Annotated in this window: 15 protein-coding genes; 13 read left to right on the top strand and 2 right to left on the bottom strand. The window is 66.5% G+C overall.

From position 1 onward, the window contains the following. Positions 1 to 50 precede the first annotated feature (50 nt). Positions 51 to 836 (top strand): IclR family transcriptional regulator, encoded by a 786-nt coding sequence (locus AC1DCZ_RS02435; RefSeq protein WP_476973254.1) that lies wholly within the window; start codon positions 51 to 53, stop codon positions 834 to 836. Positions 837 to 1,134: 298 nt separating this feature from the next. Next, entirely contained in the window at positions 1,135 to 2,100 is a 966-nt protein-coding gene (locus AC1DCZ_RS02430) for a plastocyanin/azurin family copper-binding protein (RefSeq protein WP_476973253.1), read from the top strand. A 108-nt stretch (positions 2,101 to 2,208) separates the two neighbouring features. On the opposite strand, the gene nadE is transcribed toward AC1DCZ_RS02430, so the two are convergent. Both nadE and AC1DCZ_RS02420 read right to left on the bottom strand, forming a co-directional pair. Continuing rightward, positions 2,209 to 3,033, bottom strand: a complete 825-nt coding sequence (nadE, locus tag AC1DCZ_RS02425) for an ammonia-dependent NAD(+) synthetase (RefSeq protein WP_476973252.1) — start codon at positions 3,031 to 3,033, stop codon at positions 2,209 to 2,211. A gap of 10 nt (positions 3,034 to 3,043) precedes the next feature. Then, positions 3,044 to 4,099 (bottom strand): LacI family DNA-binding transcriptional regulator, encoded by a 1,056-nt coding sequence (locus tag AC1DCZ_RS02420; protein WP_476973251.1) that lies wholly within the window; start codon positions 4,097 to 4,099, stop codon positions 3,044 to 3,046. Between the two features lie 193 nt (positions 4,100 to 4,292). Between AC1DCZ_RS02420 and AC1DCZ_RS02415 the strand changes: the two genes are divergently transcribed. The 11 genes from AC1DCZ_RS02415 to AC1DCZ_RS02365 all read left to right on the top strand — a co-directional run bounded on the left by AC1DCZ_RS02415 (position 4,293) and on the right by AC1DCZ_RS02365 (position 18,702). Next, a complete protein-coding gene (locus AC1DCZ_RS02415) occupies positions 4,293 to 5,651 on the top strand; it encodes an ABC transporter substrate-binding protein (protein WP_476973250.1) in 1,359 nt (452 codons plus the stop codon). A gap of 11 nt (positions 5,652 to 5,662) precedes the next feature. Then, positions 5,663 to 6,742: a carbohydrate ABC transporter permease gene (locus tag AC1DCZ_RS02410; protein ID WP_476973249.1), complete on the top strand. Its 1,080-nt coding sequence runs from the start codon at positions 5,663 to 5,665 to the stop codon at positions 6,740 to 6,742. After that, complete coding sequence (locus AC1DCZ_RS02405) at positions 6,739 to 7,659, top strand: carbohydrate ABC transporter permease (RefSeq protein WP_476973248.1); 921 nt, start codon at positions 6,739 to 6,741, stop codon at positions 7,657 to 7,659. The genes AC1DCZ_RS02410 and AC1DCZ_RS02405 overlap by 4 nt, the downstream gene beginning before the upstream one ends. Positions 7,660 to 7,661: 2 nt before the next feature. After that, positions 7,662 to 8,510 carry a sugar phosphate isomerase/epimerase family protein gene (locus AC1DCZ_RS02400; protein WP_476973247.1) on the top strand — a complete coding sequence of 283 codons (849 nt, stop codon included), beginning with the start codon at positions 7,662 to 7,664 and terminating at the stop codon, positions 8,508 to 8,510. Between the two features lie 11 nt (positions 8,511 to 8,521). Beyond that, positions 8,522 to 9,754: a Gfo/Idh/MocA family protein gene (locus tag AC1DCZ_RS02395; protein WP_476973313.1), complete on the top strand. Its 1,233-nt coding sequence runs from the start codon at positions 8,522 to 8,524 to the stop codon at positions 9,752 to 9,754. Continuing rightward, positions 9,751 to 10,662 (top strand): sugar phosphate isomerase/epimerase family protein, encoded by a 912-nt coding sequence (locus tag AC1DCZ_RS02390; protein WP_476973246.1) that lies wholly within the window; start codon positions 9,751 to 9,753, stop codon positions 10,660 to 10,662. Before AC1DCZ_RS02395 ends, AC1DCZ_RS02390 begins: the two co-directional genes overlap by 4 nt. 180 nt (positions 10,663 to 10,842) lie before the next feature. Then, positions 10,843 to 12,261 carry a glucuronate isomerase gene (gene uxaC, locus AC1DCZ_RS02385; protein WP_476973245.1) on the top strand — a complete coding sequence of 473 codons (1,419 nt, stop codon included), beginning with the start codon at positions 10,843 to 10,845 and terminating at the stop codon, positions 12,259 to 12,261. Continuing rightward, complete coding sequence (locus AC1DCZ_RS02380) at positions 12,258 to 13,706, top strand: mannitol dehydrogenase family protein (protein ID WP_476973244.1); 1,449 nt, start codon at positions 12,258 to 12,260, stop codon at positions 13,704 to 13,706. Before uxaC ends, AC1DCZ_RS02380 begins: the two co-directional genes overlap by 4 nt. Continuing rightward, positions 13,703 to 14,932: a D-mannonate dehydratase ManD gene (manD, locus tag AC1DCZ_RS02375; RefSeq protein ID WP_476973243.1), complete on the top strand. Its 1,230-nt coding sequence runs from the start codon at positions 13,703 to 13,705 to the stop codon at positions 14,930 to 14,932. Before AC1DCZ_RS02380 ends, manD begins: the two co-directional genes overlap by 4 nt. After that, positions 14,932 to 17,247, top strand: coding sequence for a gluconokinase, GntK/IdnK-type (locus tag AC1DCZ_RS02370; RefSeq protein WP_476973242.1), 2,316 nt, complete (start codon positions 14,932 to 14,934; stop codon positions 17,245 to 17,247). Before manD ends, AC1DCZ_RS02370 begins: the two co-directional genes overlap by 1 nt. A gap of 207 nt (positions 17,248 to 17,454) precedes the next feature. Further along, positions 17,455 to 18,702, top strand: coding sequence for an FAD-dependent oxidoreductase (locus AC1DCZ_RS02365; protein WP_476973241.1), 1,248 nt, complete (start codon positions 17,455 to 17,457; stop codon positions 18,700 to 18,702). Positions 18,703 to 18,809: the final 107 nt, after the last annotated feature.

The raw sequence follows: 18,809 nt of genomic DNA, 5'->3' as shown, positions 1-18,809 counted from the left end.
CTTGGGACTGTCCATATTATGGACGATCTGCGAAGTTTCGTGAGGGATCTATGAAATCGTTACCCGTCCAAGGCGCTGTCCAGGGTGCCCAGGTGGTCAGCCGCGTCGCAGCCCTGCTGAGGATCGTGGGGCGGAAACCGGAAGGCTCGCCGCTGGTGGAGCTGGTCAGGGAGTCCGGTCTCACCCGGCCCACTGCCCACCGGCTGCTCAGCTCCCTAGCCGCGGAAGGCCTGCTGGACCAGGACCCGCACAGCGGCAACTGGGTGCTGGGACCGGAGATCCTGCTGTTGGGCTCCGTGGCCTCGGCGCGTTTCCCGCTGGAGGACATCGCCAGGCCCAGCCTGCGCCGTCTCGCCGAGGAGACCGGCGAAAGCGCCTTCTTCTCCATCCGCCGCGGGAATGAGACGGTGTGCCTACTCCGGGAGGAGGGCAGTTTCCCGGTGCGGTCCTTCGTGCTGCACGAGGGCGTCCGGTTCCCCCTGGGGGTCGCCTCGGCCGGGACCGCGATCATGGCGTTCCTGCCGGCCGGGGAACAGGAAGAACTGCTCGCCGGTTGGGCCGCCCATGCGGGCAGTTTCGCGGCGGCGCACACCGAAAAGCTGGTCCGCAAAAACCTGGAAGCGACGCGGCAGGCCGGATATTCAGTGAACCCGGGCCTGGTCCTGGAAGGCAGCTGGGGGATGGGCGCGGCCGTGTTCGACCGGCGGGGACGCCCTGCCTGGGCGCTGTCCCTCACCGGCATCGAGCCGCGCTTCCGGGAGGACCGGCGGCCGCAGCTGGGGCGCCTGCTCATGGACGAGGCGCACCGGATTTCCGTTCAGCTCCAGAGCGCCTGACGGAGCGCCGGGAACTTAGCCGGAGACCTCGACAAACCCGTCCTCCGCGGAGCACGATGGGAAATGCATTGGCAGTTGCGCCCCGCAGCTGCCGAAACCGCGTCCATTCACTTGTCCGGGTGGCGCGACGGGTCCGAGGACTACTTCCCCGCCTTGATGCTGGGTAATTGTGGGAACCGAAGAAGCGCGGCGGCCGCACGCCATGCCGGTGCGTGCCGGCGTCGTGAACGACGCCGGGCGTCAACCTTCCCAGCCGGTTCCCCGGCCGCTTCACCCCACCATTGAAGGAATGAGTCTCATGACTCCCGTGAACAGAATCCACAGAATGCCGCGCCTGCTGCGCGTGCTCATTGCGTTCGCCGCCGCCCTGCTGATGCCACTGGCGGTCAGCGGTGCCGCCGTCGCCGACGGCGGTAAACCGGCCAGGACCTGGACCGTCCAAGTCGGTTCCGAATCATCGGACCAGGCGATCCAGGGCATGGCCTTCCTGCCTGCAGACATCTACGTCAACGCAGGGGACAAGGTCACGTGGAAGGCCCACTCGGCGGAAATCCATACAGTCACGTTCCTGGCCGCCGGCCAGTCCCTGGACTCCACGCAGCCGTTCAACCCCATGGATCCGCAGGAACTCTTCAAGCAGGGTGGTGACGTCTACGACGGCCACTCGTATTACAACTCCGGGGTCATGACGAACGTGTCCAACAGCGGGTTCAAGGAATCCCGCAAGTACACGCTGGCATTCCCCGACGTCGGTGAATTCACCTACTACTGCCTCGTGCACGGGATGGCGATGAAGGGCACCGTCCACGTCCGGGACGCCGGAACGGACTACCCGTACACCCAGTCGCAGTATGACAAAAAGGCCCAGAAGCAGGAGCGGGACATCCTGCGCGACGGCGACAAGTCCTGGGACGCGGCCCGCGGCCACGCCAACAACCACACCGTGATCGCCGGCACGGACAACGGGACCTCCATGGTCATGCGGTTCGTGCACCAGGAGATCAAGGTCAAGGTCGGCGAAAGTGTGACATTCGTGAACAGCGGCATGGGTGCCCCGCACACAGTCACCTTTGGCACGGAGCCGGCCAACATCTTCGCCCCCCTCGGCGATCCATCCGGCTTCGCGGGCGGGGATCTCAACTCGGGACTCATGCCGCCGGACACCAGCTTCACCGTGACGTTCACGAAGGCCGGGGAGTTTGACTACATCTGCGCCCTGCACGATTTCATGGGCATGAAAGGAACGGTGGAAGTCCGGGACTGACGGATCCGGTATGCGGTCGCGGGGTTCTTTGACACGGACGCCCCGGCCACCCGCGGCCGGAGCACAGCATCACGTCCGAAGTGCCCCGCGGCGGCGCGTACCCGCGCCCTACCGCTTCCACCAGGTGTCGCTGAGCGTGACCGGGACAGTGCGCTTGTGCCGGGTGCGGAGGTATTTCTCCTCGATCCGCTCGGCCACCTCGTCCGCGACGTCCCGGCCTTCAAGGTAGTCGTCGATGTCGTCGTACTTGAGGCCGAGCTCGTCCTCGTCGGTGCGGCCGGGCTTGCCGTCAAGCAGGTCAGCGGTGGGCACCTTGTCCCAGACCCGCGCCGGGGCTCCCAGCTCGGCCAGCAGGGCGCGGTTCTGGCGCTTATTGAGTCCGAACAAAGGGAGCACGTCCGCGCCGCCGTCGCCGAATTTGGTGAAGAACCCGGTGACCGACTCGGCACCATGGTCTGTGCCGATGACGAGGTAGTTATGCTCGCCGGCCAGGGCGTACTGGGCAATCATGCGGGAGCGGGCCTTCATGTTGCCCTTGGTGAAATCGGAAACCGGCGCGCCGGTCGTCTTCTCGAACTCGGACTCGAAGCCCTCTACGGCCGGGGCGATGTTGAAGGTCCACTCGGTCGTGGCGCCGATGAAGTCAAGGGCCACCTGGGCGTCTTCTTCGTCGTGCTGGAATCCGTGGGGGAGCCGCACAGCCACGAAGCTCGCCTCGGTGCCCTCGGCTTCCAGTTCCTCAACGGCCAGCTGGGCCAGGCGTCCGGCGAGCGAGGAATCCAGTCCGCCCGAGATGCCGAGAACAAACCCCGTGGTGTGGGTTGCCTTGAGGTATTCCTTCAGGAACGTCACCCGCTTGCGCACCTCCCCGGCGGGATCGATCCGGGGCTGGACGCCCATTTCCTCAATGATCTTCGCCTGGAGTTCACGCATGACTCAAAGCCTAGCCAGCGGTGTCAACCGCGCTCAACTGTGACCGGCTGATTGGCGCAGGCCCGGTGGAGCCGCGCACGGTCAGATGGGTTGGCATGACGGCGAGCCGCCGCTTCGTTCCCCCCTGGAGCGGATTGAGCTGGGACAGGAGCATCGAGACCGCCACCCGGCCGGCCTGCTCGATTGGTGAAGCAATGGTGGTCAGGGGCGGATTGCAGAAATCCGCACCGAAGATGTCGTCGCAGCCAATAATGCTCATGTCCTCGGGAACGCGCATCCCGCGCTCGCGGAGCCGCTGCAGCATGCCGATCGCCAGGAGGTCATTGAAGACAATGCACGCCGTGGCGCCGGTGTGCGCAGCTGCGTCCGCCGCGGCTGCGCCTGATGTCATCATGGGAGCGAACGGCCCCACCCGGGACGTTGCCAGCCCGCGCACCCGGGTTTCGTCCTCGAAGGCCTTCCACCGCTTGGCATTGGACCAGGAGCTGGCCGGACCTCCCACGAAGCAGATCCTGGTGTGGCCAAGTGAGGCCAGGTGTTCCAGGGCCTGGACAATGGCCGACGGCGTGTCGATGACCACCGTGGGCACGTCCGCGGACGCACGGTTGATGGTGACGATGGCGTGCTGGGCGGCGGCCCCGGCCAACTGGGCATCGGTGAGCCGGGACGCCGCCAGGATGTAGCCGTCCGCCGTGCTCTGCATCTTATGCAGGGCGTTCTGCTCAACTTCGGCGGATTCTTCAGTATCGACCAGCACTTGTGTGTATCCAGCCGCGCGCAGCTCACGTTGCGTTCCGCGGATGATGTCGAAGAAGAAGGGGTTGGTAACGTCGGGGACCAGGAGGGCGATGGCCTGCGTCCGTCCGGAGCTGAGGCCCCGGGCCTGCGAGCTGGGCACGTAGTTGAGTTCGGCGGCCACCTTCTCGATCTTCTGGCGCGTCACCGGGTTGACCCTGCCGGGGTTGGACAATGCCCGGGACACCGTGGACGTTGCGACGCCGGCGCGCTCCGCCACGTCTCGAATGGTCGGCGGCCGGGCCGGCGACGGGATCTGCGGGTCTGCCATAGTGTGGCCGTTCCTTATGTATGGGGTTCTTCACGGTGAGCCATGGGCATCCGGTTTGTTTGTCAATTGCAACACTTTTGGCAATATTTGGCAATCGCTTGCCGTCTGAGAATTGCCGACCGTAGACTCAACGCCGAAGACCCATGTGACTCATGCCACTTCCTGTGGCTGATGGGTACCCAAGGAGGAAACAATGAGGTTTGCATCTTCAGTCAAGCTTGCGGCCGTGGTATCGGCGGCGGCGCTGGCCTTGACGGCTTGCGGTTCAGGAACCGCCGATTCCGCCAGCAGCGGCGGAGCCGTGGATGGAAAAGGCAAGAAGCTGAGCGTCCTGGTCAACGTCAGCAGCCAGTACCCCGAGCAGCAGAAGCAGTGGTTCAGCGACATCGCCGCCAAGTTCAAAGCCGAGACTGGCGCCGACGTGGCCTTCGAGACCTTCGCGTCCGGTAACGACGAACTCACTCGCATCCAGACCTCCGTGGTATCCGGCCAGGGGCCGGACGTCTACAGCCTCGGCACCACTTTCACCCCCACCGCCTACGCCACCAAGGCGTTCGTGACCTTGACCGATGATGACTGGAAGAAAGTCGGCGGCAAGGACAAATTCAACCAGGCCGCGCTCGGCATCTCCGGTCCGGATCCGGAACACCAGGCCGGGATCCCGTTCGTGAGCCGCCCCTTCGTGATGGCCTATAACAAGGAACTCCTGGCCGCGGCGGGCATCGAGAAGCCGGCCTCGTCCTGGGACGATCTCGCCGCGCAGGCGAAGAAGCTCACCAACCCCGGCACCGGAACTTTCGGCATTGCCACGGGCTACAAGGACAACTTCGACCCGTGGAAGTTCATCTGGGCCATGTCAGTCCAGGCCGGCAACCCGCTCGTGGACGGCAAGAACCTCAAACTTGATGACCCTACCGTCAAGAATGCGTACGAGACGTACTTTGGCTGGCTGACCAAGGACAAGGTAGTTGACCCGAACGCCGTGGGGTGGAGCAACAGCAACGCCGTTGCAGCCTTCGCAAGCGGCAAGGCGGCCTATCTGATGATGACCACCTCAAGTTCGCTCCCCACGCTGGAAAAGTCGGCCGTGGCCGGCAAGTACGCCTACTCGACCATGCCCACCACGGCCCCCGGGGAAACCGCACCCAAGGGAGACGGGGACAAGGCCGCCAGCATCCTTTCCGGGGACAACGTAGTGGTGGCCGACTACTCCAAGCAGAAGGACCTCGCCTTCGCCTACATCAAGCTCATTACCTCCAAGGATGAGCAGCTCAATTACCAGAAGATCTTCGGCGATCTGCCTGCGAACGCGGACGCCCTGAAGTCGCTGACGAGTCCCCAGCTGCAGCCCATCGCGGACGCGGCGGCCAAGTCCAAGGCAACGCCGTTCACCGGCGCTTGGGGTGACATCCAGCTGGCGCTGCTCAATGTCACGGTCCAGTCGATTCCCGAGTTGTCGAAGGGCTCAGTGGACTCGTCGGCGCTTGAGGGCCGGCTCAAGGACGCGCAGTCCAAGGGCCAGGCTTCCCTTGACCGGGCCACGAAGTCCTAAGGGGACCGGTCATGTCCACCGATTCCTCCAAGGTGCCAGGGGGTGCGCCCGGCACGCTTGCCGTCGCCCGCGCCCAGGGCACCCAGGAAGCCGTGGCTGGAGCAGCTGAACAAGCCGCGGCCGCCCTTGCGGCCACGGTGGGGGCGCCGGCTCCGGCCGGCCCCCCGGCTGCCCGGCCAGGTTCGAGCGGACGCCGCAAAGGCCTGAGCGAACGCAACCGGCCTCTCTGGATGCTCATTCCCGGCGGAGCGCTGATGTTCATCATCATCGTGGTTCCGCTGCTTCTGGGCATCTTCATGTCGGCGCTGGACCTGGATCAGTACACCCTGCGCAAGTGGGTCAGCTCGCCGTTCATCGGAGTGCAGAACTTCGTGGAGGCGCTGACCTCCTCGCCGTTGCTGCACTCCGTTTGGCTCAGCGTCAGCTACTCCCTTGTCGCCATGGTGGTCACCTTGCCACTTGGAATCGGTGCGGCTGTGGCCACCCAGAATGCCTTCAAGGGCAGGGCCCTCGTACGCTCAATCTTCCTCGTCCCCTACGTTCTGCCGGCATTCGTTGTCGCAACCGTCTGGCGGACGATGTTGCAGCCGGACGGCGTGGTCAACTCGGTCCTGGCATCGGTCGGCGTCGACGCCGGATTGTGGCTGAACGGCCCCCAGACCTACTGGACTCTGATTCTCGTGCAGATCTGGGCTTCCTGGCCGTTCATCTACCTGCTGGCGCTGTCAGGGCTGCAGGCTGTGGACCACGAGGTCCACGAGGCATCCGCACTGGACGGGGCCCTCTGGTGGAACAAGGTAAGGTATGTCGTGTTCCCCTACCTCAAGGGCCCGCTGTCGCTGGCATTCCTGATCGGGATGCTGCACCACATCAACAACTTCACGCTGCCGTTCGTCCTGTTCGGCGTACCAGCCCCGTCCGACGTCGAAGTCCTTCCGATACTGACGTACGTCACCAGCTTCCAAAGCTTCCGGTTCGGGCTGAGCGCGGCCATGGCGTTTGTCTCGCTGGTCCTGATCGCAATCCCCTTGTTCGTCTACCTGCGCGCCGTCAAACTTGACGACGCCGACACCCCGGGAGGAAAAAAGTGAGCGCCACCGTCACCTCCGTCCGCCGGCCTTCCGGGACAGCCTTCCGGCCCGGGTCGAAACGCCAGAGCGAAGTCACCCGGCTCCTGCCGGGACCCCTGCTGGCCATCATCCTGGTCTTCCTTTGCGCGATCGTGCTCATTCCGGTGCTGTATATCTTCCTGGCATCCGTAAACTCCGACATCGGGGTGGCAACCGGTGAATTCTGGCCGTCGAGCTTTTCCCTGGAAAACTACTCCAAGATCTGGTCCAGCGTGGGGCTGGCCACCGGGCTGGCCAACAGCGTCCTGGTGGCGGGGACCACGGCCGTGGTATCGGCGATCATGTCCGTGTCGACAGCTTTCGTACTGGTCCGATACCAGTTCCGGGGCCGGCTCACGGTCCTCCGTGGCCTGCTCGCCCTGCAGTCCGTGCCAGGGACGCTGATGGTCCTTCCCGTGTTTGTCCTGTTCTCTTCGGCGGCCAGCTATCTGGGGATCCAGGTGATCGGCACCCAGTGGGGTCTCTTCGTGACTTACCTGACGTTCGCCATGCCGTTCTCCACCTGGGTCATGGTCACCTACCTGCGCGGGCTTCCCCGCGAACTTGAGGAAGCGGCCAGGATCGACGGCGCCAGTAACCTGGGCGTCCTGGTGCGCATCGTCCTCCCACTGAGCTGGCCGGGCATTGTAGTCTCCGGGATCTTTGCCTTCCTGCTCGGCTGGAACGACGTCCTCTTCGCGTCCGTCATGACGCGTCCGGAAAGCCAGACGGCCGCCGTCGCGCTCCAGATCTTTGGAGCTTCCCAGGAAGGCGGCGCCATTCCGATGTACGGCCAGATGATGGCCGCCTCCCTGGTCTGCGCGGCGCCCGTGGTCATCCTGTACCTGATATTCCAACGTTACCTAGTCGGCGGACTGACCGCCGGAGGAGTGAAGTAACCATGACTGACTCGCCAGCCGTCGAATGGGACCTCTCGGGCTTCGGAGACGAAATCGACGACGACCCCAAAATCCAGATTGCGGTGCTGCAGGCACTGGGCGCGAACCATATCGAGGTGCGCAGCGCGTGGGGGACCAACATTGTGGACCTCGATGAGGGGCAGCTGCAGCAACTGAAGGCGCTGCTCGATGCCGCAGGCATGGGCGTTTCCGCGATCGCCTCGCCGATCGGCAAGGTTGATGTCTCCCTTCCCATCGAGCATGAGGTCGGCCGGCTCCGGCGGGCCGTCACTGCGGCCCGGACGCTGGAATCCCGCTACATCCGCATCTTCTCCTTCTACTACGGCGAGGGCGTGGAGGTCGGCAGCATTCGCGACGCCGTCATCGAGCGGATGCGGGCACTGGCCGCGGTGGCGGAGGAAGCCGGCGTCGTCCTGCTGCACGAGAACGAGAAAGACATCTTCGGCGACATCCCGGAACGCGTCCTGGACATCATCGAAACCGTCGGTTCGCCGGCGCTCAAGGTGGCCTGGGACGCCGCCAACTTCGTCCAGGTGGGCGTGAAACCGTTCGATGAAGGCTATGCGAAGCTCCGCCCCCACCTGGAGTACTTGCAGGTCAAGGACGCACTGTTTGCCGATGCTTCCGTGGTGCCGGCCGGAGAAGGAGACGGCGACCTGCTGCGCACGGTGGAGGCTCTGAAAGCCGACGGTTATCGAGGCTTCGCCAGCCTGGAACCGCACCTCGCCGGGGCCCATGGCCTCGGCGGATTCTCTGGCCCCACGGCGTTCGGAATTGCCGCCCGGGCCTTCGCCAAGGTCCTCAGTGACACAGGAGTACACACCAAATGAGCAGGGAGAACATGGGCACGCCAGAGGAAAACCCCCAGCAGGCACAGCGAATCGATGAGCCCCTCCGGGTCGCCATCGCCGGGTGCGGCGTCATAGGACGCACGCATGCAGCCGTGGTTCGCGAGCTGCCGGAACTGCTGGTGACGGCGCTGATCGACGAGGTCGACGACGCGGCGGATGCGCTCGCTTCATCCATCGAAGACCAGGGTGCGCAACGACCTAGGACGTTCCGCACCCTTTCCGAGGCTCTCGCCGGCGCGCCGGTGGACCTGGTCATCATCGCCACTCCGAGCGGACTGCACATCCAGCAGGCTCTTGAGGTGCTCGCCGCCGGCAAGCATGTCGTGATCGAAAAACCGCTGGACGTGGACCTGAGCCGGGCCAAGGAGATCCTGGCGGCCGCGGAATCCGCGGAAGCCAACGGCCTTGTGGCCAGCGTGATCAGCCAGCACCGCTTCGACCCGGCCAGCCGCGCGGTCGACCTGGCCCGCCGCGCGGGTCGCTTCGGCACGCTCACGTCGGCGATTGCTTCCGTCAGCTGGTGGCGCAGCCAGGCGTATTACGACTCCGGCGCGTGGCGCGGCACCTGGGCCATGGACGGCGGCGGTGCCGTCATGAACCAGGGCGTCCACACCGTTGATCTGCTGCTCTGGTTCCTGGGCCGTCCTGTGGAGATCAGCGCGAAGACCGCCCTGCTCGCTCACGACGGCGTCGAGGTGGAGGACACCGCCGTGGCCACTGTGACCTTTGAATCGGGCGCGCTCGCCGTCGTGCATGCCACCACCGCGGCCTACCCCGGGCTCACCGTCCGGCTGCAGCTGATGGGCAGCAAGGGTTCGGCAGTAATCGACGGTGACCAGCTCGAGTACTTCCACGCAGCCGACGCCGGCGGCGAAGGCAGCGATATGGGCCTCCTTGGCGCCGGCAACCAGGCAGCCGACGAACTCGCCAAGTTCCCGGACGAGCCCGTTCAGTCCCTGGATCCCACCGTCTATCCGGCGGGCCACGTCCGGCAGTACCGCGACATAGTCGATGCCATCCGTGCGGGGCGGCCCGCCGGAGTCACGGTCAGGGATGCGGTGACCGCCCTGGCCACCGTCCGCGCGCTCTACGTGTCCGCCACCCTGGGGCAGCCGGTGCTGATCGATGAGGTCCTTGCCGGCAGATACGACGACGTCGACGTGCGGACGGGCGGCAACGGGCCGGCCGACTCCGCGTCCGCACTGGAAGAGGTATCGGCATGAAGTTCTCGGTTTTCACGGCCTCCACCCCCGATTGGTCGCCCGCGGAGGCTGCATCGACGCTTGCGGCGCAGGGCTGGGACGGCATTGAATGGCGCGTCACGGACCAGGCTGACTCCCCGGAGCCAGGGTTCTGGGCCGGCAACCTGGCCACGTGGCCCATGACCGGGCTTGAGGAGAACCTGCCGGAGATTGTCAGGCTCACCCGCGCGGCGGGCCTTGAGTATTCAGGGCTCGGGGGCTATGCCCGGTGCGACAACCATGGGCAGGTCGAACGCATCCTGGCTGCCACCGCGGCCCTCGGCGCCCGGCAGGTCCGGGTGAACGTGCTGCCCTTGGGCAACTCAACAATGGGCGGGCAGGCGGCAAGCGGCCTCCCATACCCCCAGCTGTTCGACTCAACCCGCGAACACTACGAATGGGTCGCGGCCCGCGCGGAGCACCATGGCGTGAAGGCGCTGGTGGAACTGCACCACGGCACCATCACGTCCTCGGCCTCCGCCGCCCGCCGGTTGCTGGAAGGCCTGGACCCCCGGCACGTGGGTGTCATCCATGACCTGGGCAACCTGGTCATCGAGGGCTGGGAGGATCCGCTGCCGGCCCTCCAGCTGCTCGGTCCGTACTTGGCCCACATCCATGTCAAGAACGCCCGCTGGGTCCGGCAGGACGAGAGGGACGAGTCCGGGGCCGCGGTGTGGAGAAACGAATGGGCGCCGTTGGCCGAAGGGCAGGGGAGCGTCCTTGCCTACTTCCAGGCGCTTGCCGACGTCGGCTACGACGACTGGGTCACCGTGGAGGACTTCTCCACCGAGCTCCCGCTCGGCGAACGGACTGCCGGCAATCTTGACTACCTTCGGCGCACGGCCGCTCTGGCCGGGCTCAAGGCCCACGCGCCAGCGGACGCCACGTAGGGGTTTGCTGCGCGTTCGGCCGGCCGCCGGGTCCCTTGACGGGACCGGGCGGCCGGCCGAACGCGCTTAAGGGACATCCGGCTGTCGCATCCCGACCGCAGGATTCCACCGCATGGCAACGTTTTGGCAATTTGTGGCAACCGGTTGACACCGGATTGCCGGATTCACAATCATTGATCTATGTCACAGTCGATTGCCGCACACCCCGACCGGCTCCTGCCCGCGGATCCCGGAACCCGCAGTATTGCGCGTTCGTTGCTGGAACGGGTGCAGGATCTGCCCATCATTTCCCCGCACGGGCACGTGGACGCGGCGGTCATCGAACAGGACATCCCGTTCCCCGATCCCGCAGCCCTCCTCGTCAGCCCTGACCACTACGTCACCCGGCTCATCCACTCCAGCGGCGTTCCCCTCGACAGCTTGCAGGCGCGGCTGGACGGGCAGACGGGAACGGCTCCTGATTCCCGCAGCGTGTGGCGGGAATTCTGCGCGGCGTGGCCCCTGTTCGACGGCACCGCCTCCGGCTACTGGCTCCGCACCCAGTTCCACAGCGTCTTCGGCCTCGAGCAGGAAATCAGCGCCGAGACCGCGGACGCAAGCTACGATGCGATCTCCGCCAGGCTCCGGGAACCGGGCTTCCGGCCGCGCCAGCTGTTCAAGGACTTCAATATCGAAGTGCTTGCGACGACGGACGATCCCCTGGCCGACCTCGCCAGCCACGCGGCGATTTCGGCGGACCCCACCTTCCATGGCCGAGTCCTCCCCACCTTCCGGACGGATGCGTACCTGAACATCGCCCACCCGGACTGGTCCGCGAACGTGGACCGCCTGATCGGGGAAGCGGGCGACGGCGCCGGCGGCTACGACGGCTACCTCCACGCGCTGGAGAACCGCCGGCGTTATTTTGTGGAGCACGGTGCTGTCTCGGCGGACCACGGGGTGCTAACGCCCTCCACCGTAAAGCTCGACGCCGGTGAAGCGGCCCGGCTATTCGACCGCGCCCTCTCCGGCCGTGCGACGGCGAAGGACCGCGACCAGTTCGAAGCCCACATGCTGTACCAGATGGCGCGGATGTCCGTGGACGACGGGCTGGTGATGACCATCCACCCGGGCTCCTTCCGGAACCACCACGCACCCACCTTCGGCGCCTTCGGTGCCGACACAGGCCACGACATTCCCGTCGCCGTCAATTACACCGAGGCCATCCGGCCCCTTCTGCAGGACTTCGGAACGGCCAAGGACTTCCATCTGGTGCTCTTCACCCTGGATGAGACCGTCTTCTCGCGCGAACTGGCACCACTGGCGGGCTTCTACCCGTCCGTGTACCTCGGCGCTCCGTGGTGGTTCCTGGACGCCCCCGACGCGATGCTCCGGTTCCGCTCCGCCGTGACCGAGACCGCAGGCTTCTCAAGATCCTCCGGCTTCATCGACGACACGCGGGCCTTCTGCTCCATCCCGGCCCGCCATGACGCCTCCCGGCGGATCGAGGCCTCGTTCCTGGCACGTCTCGTGGCCGAGCACCGGGTCAGCGAGGACCGCGCCCATGAGCTCATCGTCGACGTCGTCGATTCGTCCCCCCGAAGGGTCTTTAAACTGTGAGCGCCGATCCCGTTGAAACACCGCCGGAAACGGCATCCCCACGTCCTGATGCACTGCCGCGGCTGGGGCGCACGGCACGGACCGCGCCCAAAGCCCCGATCCGCATTGTGCACCTGGGCCTCGGAGCCTTTCACCGCTCGCACCAGGCGTGGTACACGCAGCACGCCGGCGACGCCGGGGAATGGGGGATCTCCTCGTTCACCGGCCGGCGCCCGGATGCCGCCGATGTCCTCACGGCGCAGGACGGCCTGTATACGCTGCTGGTGCGCTCGGATCAGGGCGACGACTTCGAGCTCATGGGCAGCATCGTCGAGGCCGCCGACGGTGCCGACCTCGACCGGCTCGCCGAACTTGTGGCGTCGCCGCGGACGGCCATAGTCACCCTGACCATCACGGAGGCCGCCTACGGGGCGCGGGAAGTAGCGGCCAGGACTGAAAAACCATCCACGCCGCTGGGGCGGCTGGCGTTCGCGCTCGACGCGCGAAGGGTTGCCGGGGCGGGACCGGTCGCCGTCGTCAGTTGCGACAACCTCCCCGACAACGGCAGCGTCGTGCGGCAGGCCCTGCTGGGGCTGGCCGAGGAATCCGATCCGGAGCTGGCGGCCTGGATCCGCAGCGAGGTCAGCTTTGTCAGCACCTCGGTGGACCGCATCACGCCCCGTGCCACGCAGGCCGATGTTGCCGCCGTCGCCGCCGCCTGCGGTTATCTGGACGAGGCACCCGTTGTCACCGAGCCCTTCCGCGACTGGGTCCTGTCCGGGGACTTCCCTGCCGGGCGTCCGCGCTGGGAAGATGCCGGGGCCTTGTTTGTGGACGACATCGAACCCTACGAAAACCGCAAACTGTGGCTTCTCAACGGCGCACACTCGCTGCTTGCCTACGCCGGCCAGCTTCGCGGCCACGAGACAGTGGCCCAGGCCCTGGGGGACGACGCCTGCCGCACTGCAGTGGAGGCGTTCTGGGACGAAGCCTCCTCCCATCTGGCAGCGGCAGAAGCCAAAGGTGCAGACCTGCGCATCCCGGAGTACCGCGCCGCGCTGCTCGAGCGCTTCGGCAACACCCGGATTGCGCATCATCTGGCGCAGATCGCCATGGACGGAACCACCAAACTGCGCATGCGGGCGTTGCCGGTGCTCCGCGCCGAGCGGGCCGCCGGGAGGACCGGCGCGGCTGCGGCCCTGATGCTCGCCGCCTGGGTGGACTTCGCCGCTGCCGCCCCCGAGCTTGCGGACCCATTGGCGGCCGAGGTGACGGCAGCCAGCACCCTGGCAGGACAGCCCCGGCTGGCTGCGCTGCTCACACTGGTGGATCCCGGTTTGGCCGAGGATCCGCAGGTCCTGGACCTGGTAACCAGCCTCCTCGGCTGGTTTCGCCCCGGCGCCCAGTCCCGCACGAATGCCGACCTTCGCTCGAACGCCGAGCCCCGCTCGAAAGGAACCTTGTGAAAATCATTGCCGCGGAAGTCTTCGTGACAAGCCCGTCCCGTAACTTCGTCACCCTCCGGATCACGACGGAGGACGGTGTGACCGGGATCGGGGATGCGACGCTGAACGGCCGTGAGCTGGCGGTGGCGGCGTATTTGAAGGAGCATGTTGCGCAGCTGCTGATCGGGAAGGATCCGCACCGGATCGAGGACACCTGGCAGTTCCTGTACCGGTCCTCCTACTGGCGCCGGGGTCCGGTGACGATGGCCGCGATTGCCGCGGTGGACATGGCGTTGTGGGACATCAAGGGCAAGTTGGCGGGGATGCCGGTGTACCAGTTGCTGGGCGGGGCGTCCCGGAACGGGCTGCGGGCCTACGGCCACGCTTCGGGGGCGGATCTTCCGGCGTTGTTCGATTCGGTGCGTGAGCACCTGGAGCTGGGGTACAAGTCGATCCGGATCCAGACCGCAGTGCCCGGGATCAAGGCTGTCTACGGTGTCGCGGCGCAGGCGCAGGCCTCGGGGGAGCGGTATGACTACGAGCCGGCCGGCCGGGGGGCGTTCCCGGCCGAGGAGGACTGGGACACCCGCGCCTACCTGCGGCACCTGCCCACGGTTTTCGAAGCGGTCCGGAACGAGTTCGGCCCGGAGATCCCGCTGCTCCATGACGGGCACCACCGGATGACCCCGATCCAGGCCGCGAAACTGGGCAAGGCGCTGGAGCCCTACGACCTGTTCTGGCTCGAGGACTGCACCCCGGCGGAAAACCAGGACGCGCTGCGGCTGGTCCGGTCCCACACCACGACCCCGCTGGCCATCGGGGAGGTCTTCAACACCGTCTTTGACTTCCAGACCCTGATCAAAGAGCAGCTGATCGACTACGTCCGGGCCGCCTCCACCCACTTTGGCGGGATCTCGCCGTTGAAGAAGGTCATGGACTTCGCCGCGCAGTACCAGGTCAAGTCCGGCTTCCACGGGCCCACAGACATCTCCCCGGTCGGGTTCGCCGCGCAGCTGCACGTGGGCCTGGCGATCCATAACTACGGGATCCAGGAATACATGCAGCACTCGGATGCGACCAATGAGGTCTTCGAGCAGTCCATGACGTTCACGGACGGCTACCTGCACCCGGGCGAGACGCCCGGCCTCGGTGTCGAATTCAACGAGGAAGCCGCAGCGGCGTACCCGTACCAGCAGGCCTACCTGCCGTACAACCGGCTCGTCGACGGAACGGTCCACGACTGGTAATGAGCAACGAACCCTTTTCCCCGACAGCCGGCGGACCGGCCAAGCCACGGGTCGTGGTCATGGGCGTCTCCGGCTGCGGCAAGACCACGATCGGGGACCTCGTAGCCCGCGAACTAGGCGTTCCGTTCCTTGACGGCGACTCACTGCACCCCGTCGAAAACGTGGCCAAAATGGCGTCCGGCAGTCCGCTCACGGACGCGGGCCGCTGGCCGTGGCTCGCCACCGTGGGCGCCGGGCTTGCCGCGGCAGGGCCCGCCGGCCTGGTCCTGGCCTGCTCCGCGCTGAAGCGCAGCTACCGGGACGCCATCCGCGCCCAGGCGCCGGACACGGTCTTCCTGCACCTGCACGGCAGCAGGGACGTCCTCGGCGGCAGGATCGAAGGCCGCTCCGGCCACTTCATGCCGCCGGCGCTGCTTGATTCGCAACTTGCAGCGCTGGAACCGCTCGAGGCCGACGAAGCCGGTGTCGTCGTCGACGTCGGTTACGCCGTCGACCAGGTGGTCGGCGAGGCGCTGGCCGGCATCGCCGGTGTGGCCGGCACTGCCGTCGGTGCCGCCGGCACCCAACCGCGCCAGTTCGACGTCGACCTCCGGGCGGCGCCGTTCAACCTCGACGACGACGCCGTCGCCTGGGTGGATTCCACGATCGGCTCCATGTCGCTCGAGGAAAAGATCGGCCAGCTTTTCATCAACCACAACAACGACTACTCCCCGCAGTACCTCGACAAAGTGTTGGCGCAGTACCACGTGGGCGGCATGCGGTACCGGCCCGGCCCCTCGGCCGCGGTCCAGGAACACATCCGGTACGCACAGTCCAAGACCCGCATCCCGCTGCTGGTGGCTTCCAATCCGGAGATGGGGGGAGCCGGAAGCTGTGACGATGGAACGTTTGTGTCCACGCACCTGCAGGCCGGCTCGCACCCGGACAAGGCCATCGCCCGCCAAATGGGGCAGGTGGCGGGTGTGGAAACCGCCGCGCTGGGCTGCAACTGGGCCTTCGCGCCGATCGTGGACATCCACTACAACTGGCGGAACACGGTCATCTCGACCCGGGCCTTCGGCAACACCCCGGAGATCGTGGTGGAACGGGCCAAGGAGTACTTCGACGGCATCAGCGAATCGCCCACCGTGTGCGCCATGAAGCACTTCCCTGGTGACGGCATGGATGAGCGCGACCAGCACGTGGTCACGTCCTACAACACGCTCGGCTTCGAGGAGTGGAACCAGACGTACGGGCATGTGTACCGGGAGATGATCGGCCACGGCGTGCAGTCCATCATGATCGGCCACATCGGCGCGCCGGAGCTCTCCCGGCACTTCCGGCCCGGCATGGCGGACTCTGACATCCTGCCCGCCACCTTGTCGCCGGAACTCCTGCAGGACCTGCTCCGCGGTGAACTCGGCTTCAACGGGCTCGTCCTCACCGACGCCTCCCAGATGGTCGGCCTGACCCAGGCCATGAAACGCAGGGACCTCGTCCCGGCGACCATCGCGGCCGGCTGCGACATGTTCCTCTTCTTCCGGAACCCGGCAGAGGACTTCGGGTACATGCTGGAGGGGTACAAAACCGGGGTCATCACGGACTCGCGGCTGCACGACGCCCTGCGCCGGATCCTGGGCCTGAAGGCGTCGCTCGGATTGCACAAGGCGGCACGGGAATCCCTCGTCCCGCCGGTCGAGGCGCTGCAGGTGATCGGCAGTGCGGCCCACCGTGCTGTTGCCGCGGAAATCGCGGACAAGACCGTGACTCTGGTCAAGGACACGGCCCACAACCTGCCCATTACGGCGGAGACGCACAAGCGCATCCGGTTGTACGGGATCTCCGGCGGCTCGGACTTCACCCGGGCTGACCCCCTGGCCTACCTGGACACTGTCAAGGAGGAGCTGGAAAGGGCCGGCTTCGAAGTGCATCTGTTCAAGACAGCGGAGCAGCGCGAAGCTGCGGGGGAGACGGGGGTGAACTTCATGTCGATCATCTCCGAGGAAGCGACCGGCGACTATGCGGACAAGTATGACGCCGCGTTCGTGTTCGCCTGCGTCTTGGGCTTCGCGCAGGAAGCGGCGATCCGGATCAAGTGGTCCTCGCCGATGGCGGCGGAGATCCCGTGGTACGTCACCGAGGTCCCCACCGTGTTCGTTTCGCTCAACCAGCCCAACCACCTCATTGACGTGCCGATGGTGAAGACGGCCATCCACGCCCATGCGGGCACCCGCGAGGCCATCCGGGCAACCATCGACAAGATCCAGGGCAAATCGGAGTTCCAGGGCACGTTCAACGAGAACGTATTCTGCGGGTCCTTCGACACCAGGCTCTGACCCGGCCCTGACCCGGTGGTGACCTGGCTCTGACCCGGAGGCGGTCCGGTGCACAGGTTTCCGCTCTCCGCTACGATTTCGGACTGGCGCTGCGCGGGTCCCCGCCGCGCCGGTCCGAAACCGCAGCACCGGTCTGAAACCGCCGCGAAAACCCCTCCCGCGGGACCGGGTATTTTGCGTCCCGGGGCGCAGGCGTACGGTGGGCCCATGGAGAAGACCGGATGCGCGGTGGTGGGCGGCGGCCCCGCCGGGATGATGCTCGGCCTGCTGCTGGCACGCGCCGGCGTGAACGTGACGGTGCTGGAAAAACACGCCGACTTCCTCCGGGACTTCCGCGGCGACACGGTGCACGCCTCCACGATCCGCCTCATTGACGAGCTCGGCCTCGGGGCGGAATTCCGCCGCCTCCCGCAAAGCCGGCTGAGCAACGTGGCCTTCCCCGTGTCCGGCGGACCGCCCGTCACGATGGGCAACTTCGACGCCCTCCGCCCGCCCTACAACTACGTGGCCATGATGCCGCAATGGGACTTCCTGAATTTCCTGGCCGATGCCGCCTCCCAGGAGCCCGCTTTCACACTGCTGATGAGCCACACCGCCACGGGACTGGTCCGCAACGGCGGCCGCGTCCGGGGCATCCGCTTCAGGGCCCCGGACGGGACCGAGGACGAGCTCCTGGCCGACCTCGTCATCGCCACGGACGGACGCCACTCCGTGCTCCGCGCCGCCGCCGGACTGGCGCCGAAAGTGTTCCCGGTCCCGTTTGACACCTGGTGGTTCAGGCTGCCCCGCCAGGCCTCCGAGCAAGGCCAGGTCGCGGGCGTGGTGCCGGCGTTCGGCCAGGGGGAGGCCCTGCTGGCCCTGTTCCGGAACGATTACTACCAAATGGGCTACCTCGCACCCAAGGGTACGGACGCCAGAATCCGGTCCGAGGGCCTTGGCCGGTTCCGTGAACGGATCGCGGCACTCCGGCCGGACCTCGCTGACCGCGTGGATGCCATCACTTCGCTGGAGGACCTGCACTGGCTCGACGTCCGCATGGACCGGCTGCACTCCTGGCATATCAACGGCCTGCTCTGCATCGGCGACGCCGCCCACGCCATGTCCCCCGCCGGCGGCGTCGGCATCAACCTCGCCATCCAGGACGCCGTGGCCGCAGCGGAATGCCTCGCCCCCGCGCTGCTGCGCGGCCAGGTGAGCGCTGAGGACCTGGAATGCGTGGAACGACGGCGGCGCATGCCCACCGTCGTCGTGCAGGCCGTCCAGCGGATCATGCACCGCGTGCTGTTCTCGCCCCTCATGACAGGCAAACGGTCCGGCGTGCCTCCTGCACTGCTGTACGCGGCGCGGCACGTCCCGGCCGTCCGCAGCATTGTCCCGCGGTTCATCGCCTTCGGCCCCCGCCCCGAACACGCGCCCGCATTCGCCCGCCGAGCCGGGCCGCGGCCGCAACCCTAGCCAGGCAAGAGGCAAGAGGCAAGAGGCAAGAGGCAAGGGCCAGCCACCCCCCTCGTCGATTGCTCCAAAACCGCCCTTTAGAGCCTCCAAAAGGGCGGTTACGGAGC

The sequence above is a fragment of the Arthrobacter sp. 10N418 genome (assembly GCF_056394725.1).
The sequence above is the reverse complement of the archived record's forward strand: the minus strand, read 5'-3'. Positions and strand labels throughout refer to the sequence as shown.

Bases quoted from the DNA above. Each gene is read 5' to 3' on its own strand.
- AC1DCZ_RS02435 (WP_476973254.1), top strand. From the start codon at position 51: ATGAAATCGTTACCCGTCCAAGGCGCTGTCCAGGGTGCCCAGGTGGTC.
- AC1DCZ_RS02430 (WP_476973253.1), top strand. From the start codon at position 1,135: ATGACTCCCGTGAACAGAATCCACAGAATGCCGCGCCTGCTGCGCGTG.
- nadE (WP_476973252.1), bottom strand. From the start codon at position 3,033: ATGCGTGAACTCCAGGCGAAGATCATTGAGGAAATGGGCGTCCAGCCC.
- AC1DCZ_RS02420 (WP_476973251.1), bottom strand. From the start codon at position 4,099: ATGGCAGACCCGCAGATCCCGTCGCCGGCCCGGCCGCCGACCATTCGA.
- AC1DCZ_RS02415 (WP_476973250.1), top strand. From the start codon at position 4,293: ATGAGGTTTGCATCTTCAGTCAAGCTTGCGGCCGTGGTATCGGCGGCG.
- AC1DCZ_RS02410 (WP_476973249.1), top strand. From the start codon at position 5,663: ATGTCCACCGATTCCTCCAAGGTGCCAGGGGGTGCGCCCGGCACGCTT.
- AC1DCZ_RS02400 (WP_476973247.1), top strand. From the start codon at position 7,662: ATGACTGACTCGCCAGCCGTCGAATGGGACCTCTCGGGCTTCGGAGAC.
- AC1DCZ_RS02395 (WP_476973313.1), top strand. From the start codon at position 8,522: ATGGGCACGCCAGAGGAAAACCCCCAGCAGGCACAGCGAATCGATGAG.
- AC1DCZ_RS02390 (WP_476973246.1), top strand. From the start codon at position 9,751: ATGAAGTTCTCGGTTTTCACGGCCTCCACCCCCGATTGGTCGCCCGCG.
- uxaC (WP_476973245.1), top strand. From the start codon at position 10,843: ATGTCACAGTCGATTGCCGCACACCCCGACCGGCTCCTGCCCGCGGAT.
- AC1DCZ_RS02370 (WP_476973242.1), top strand. From the start codon at position 14,932: ATGAGCAACGAACCCTTTTCCCCGACAGCCGGCGGACCGGCCAAGCCA.
- AC1DCZ_RS02365 (WP_476973241.1), top strand. From the start codon at position 17,455: ATGGAGAAGACCGGATGCGCGGTGGTGGGCGGCGGCCCCGCCGGGATG.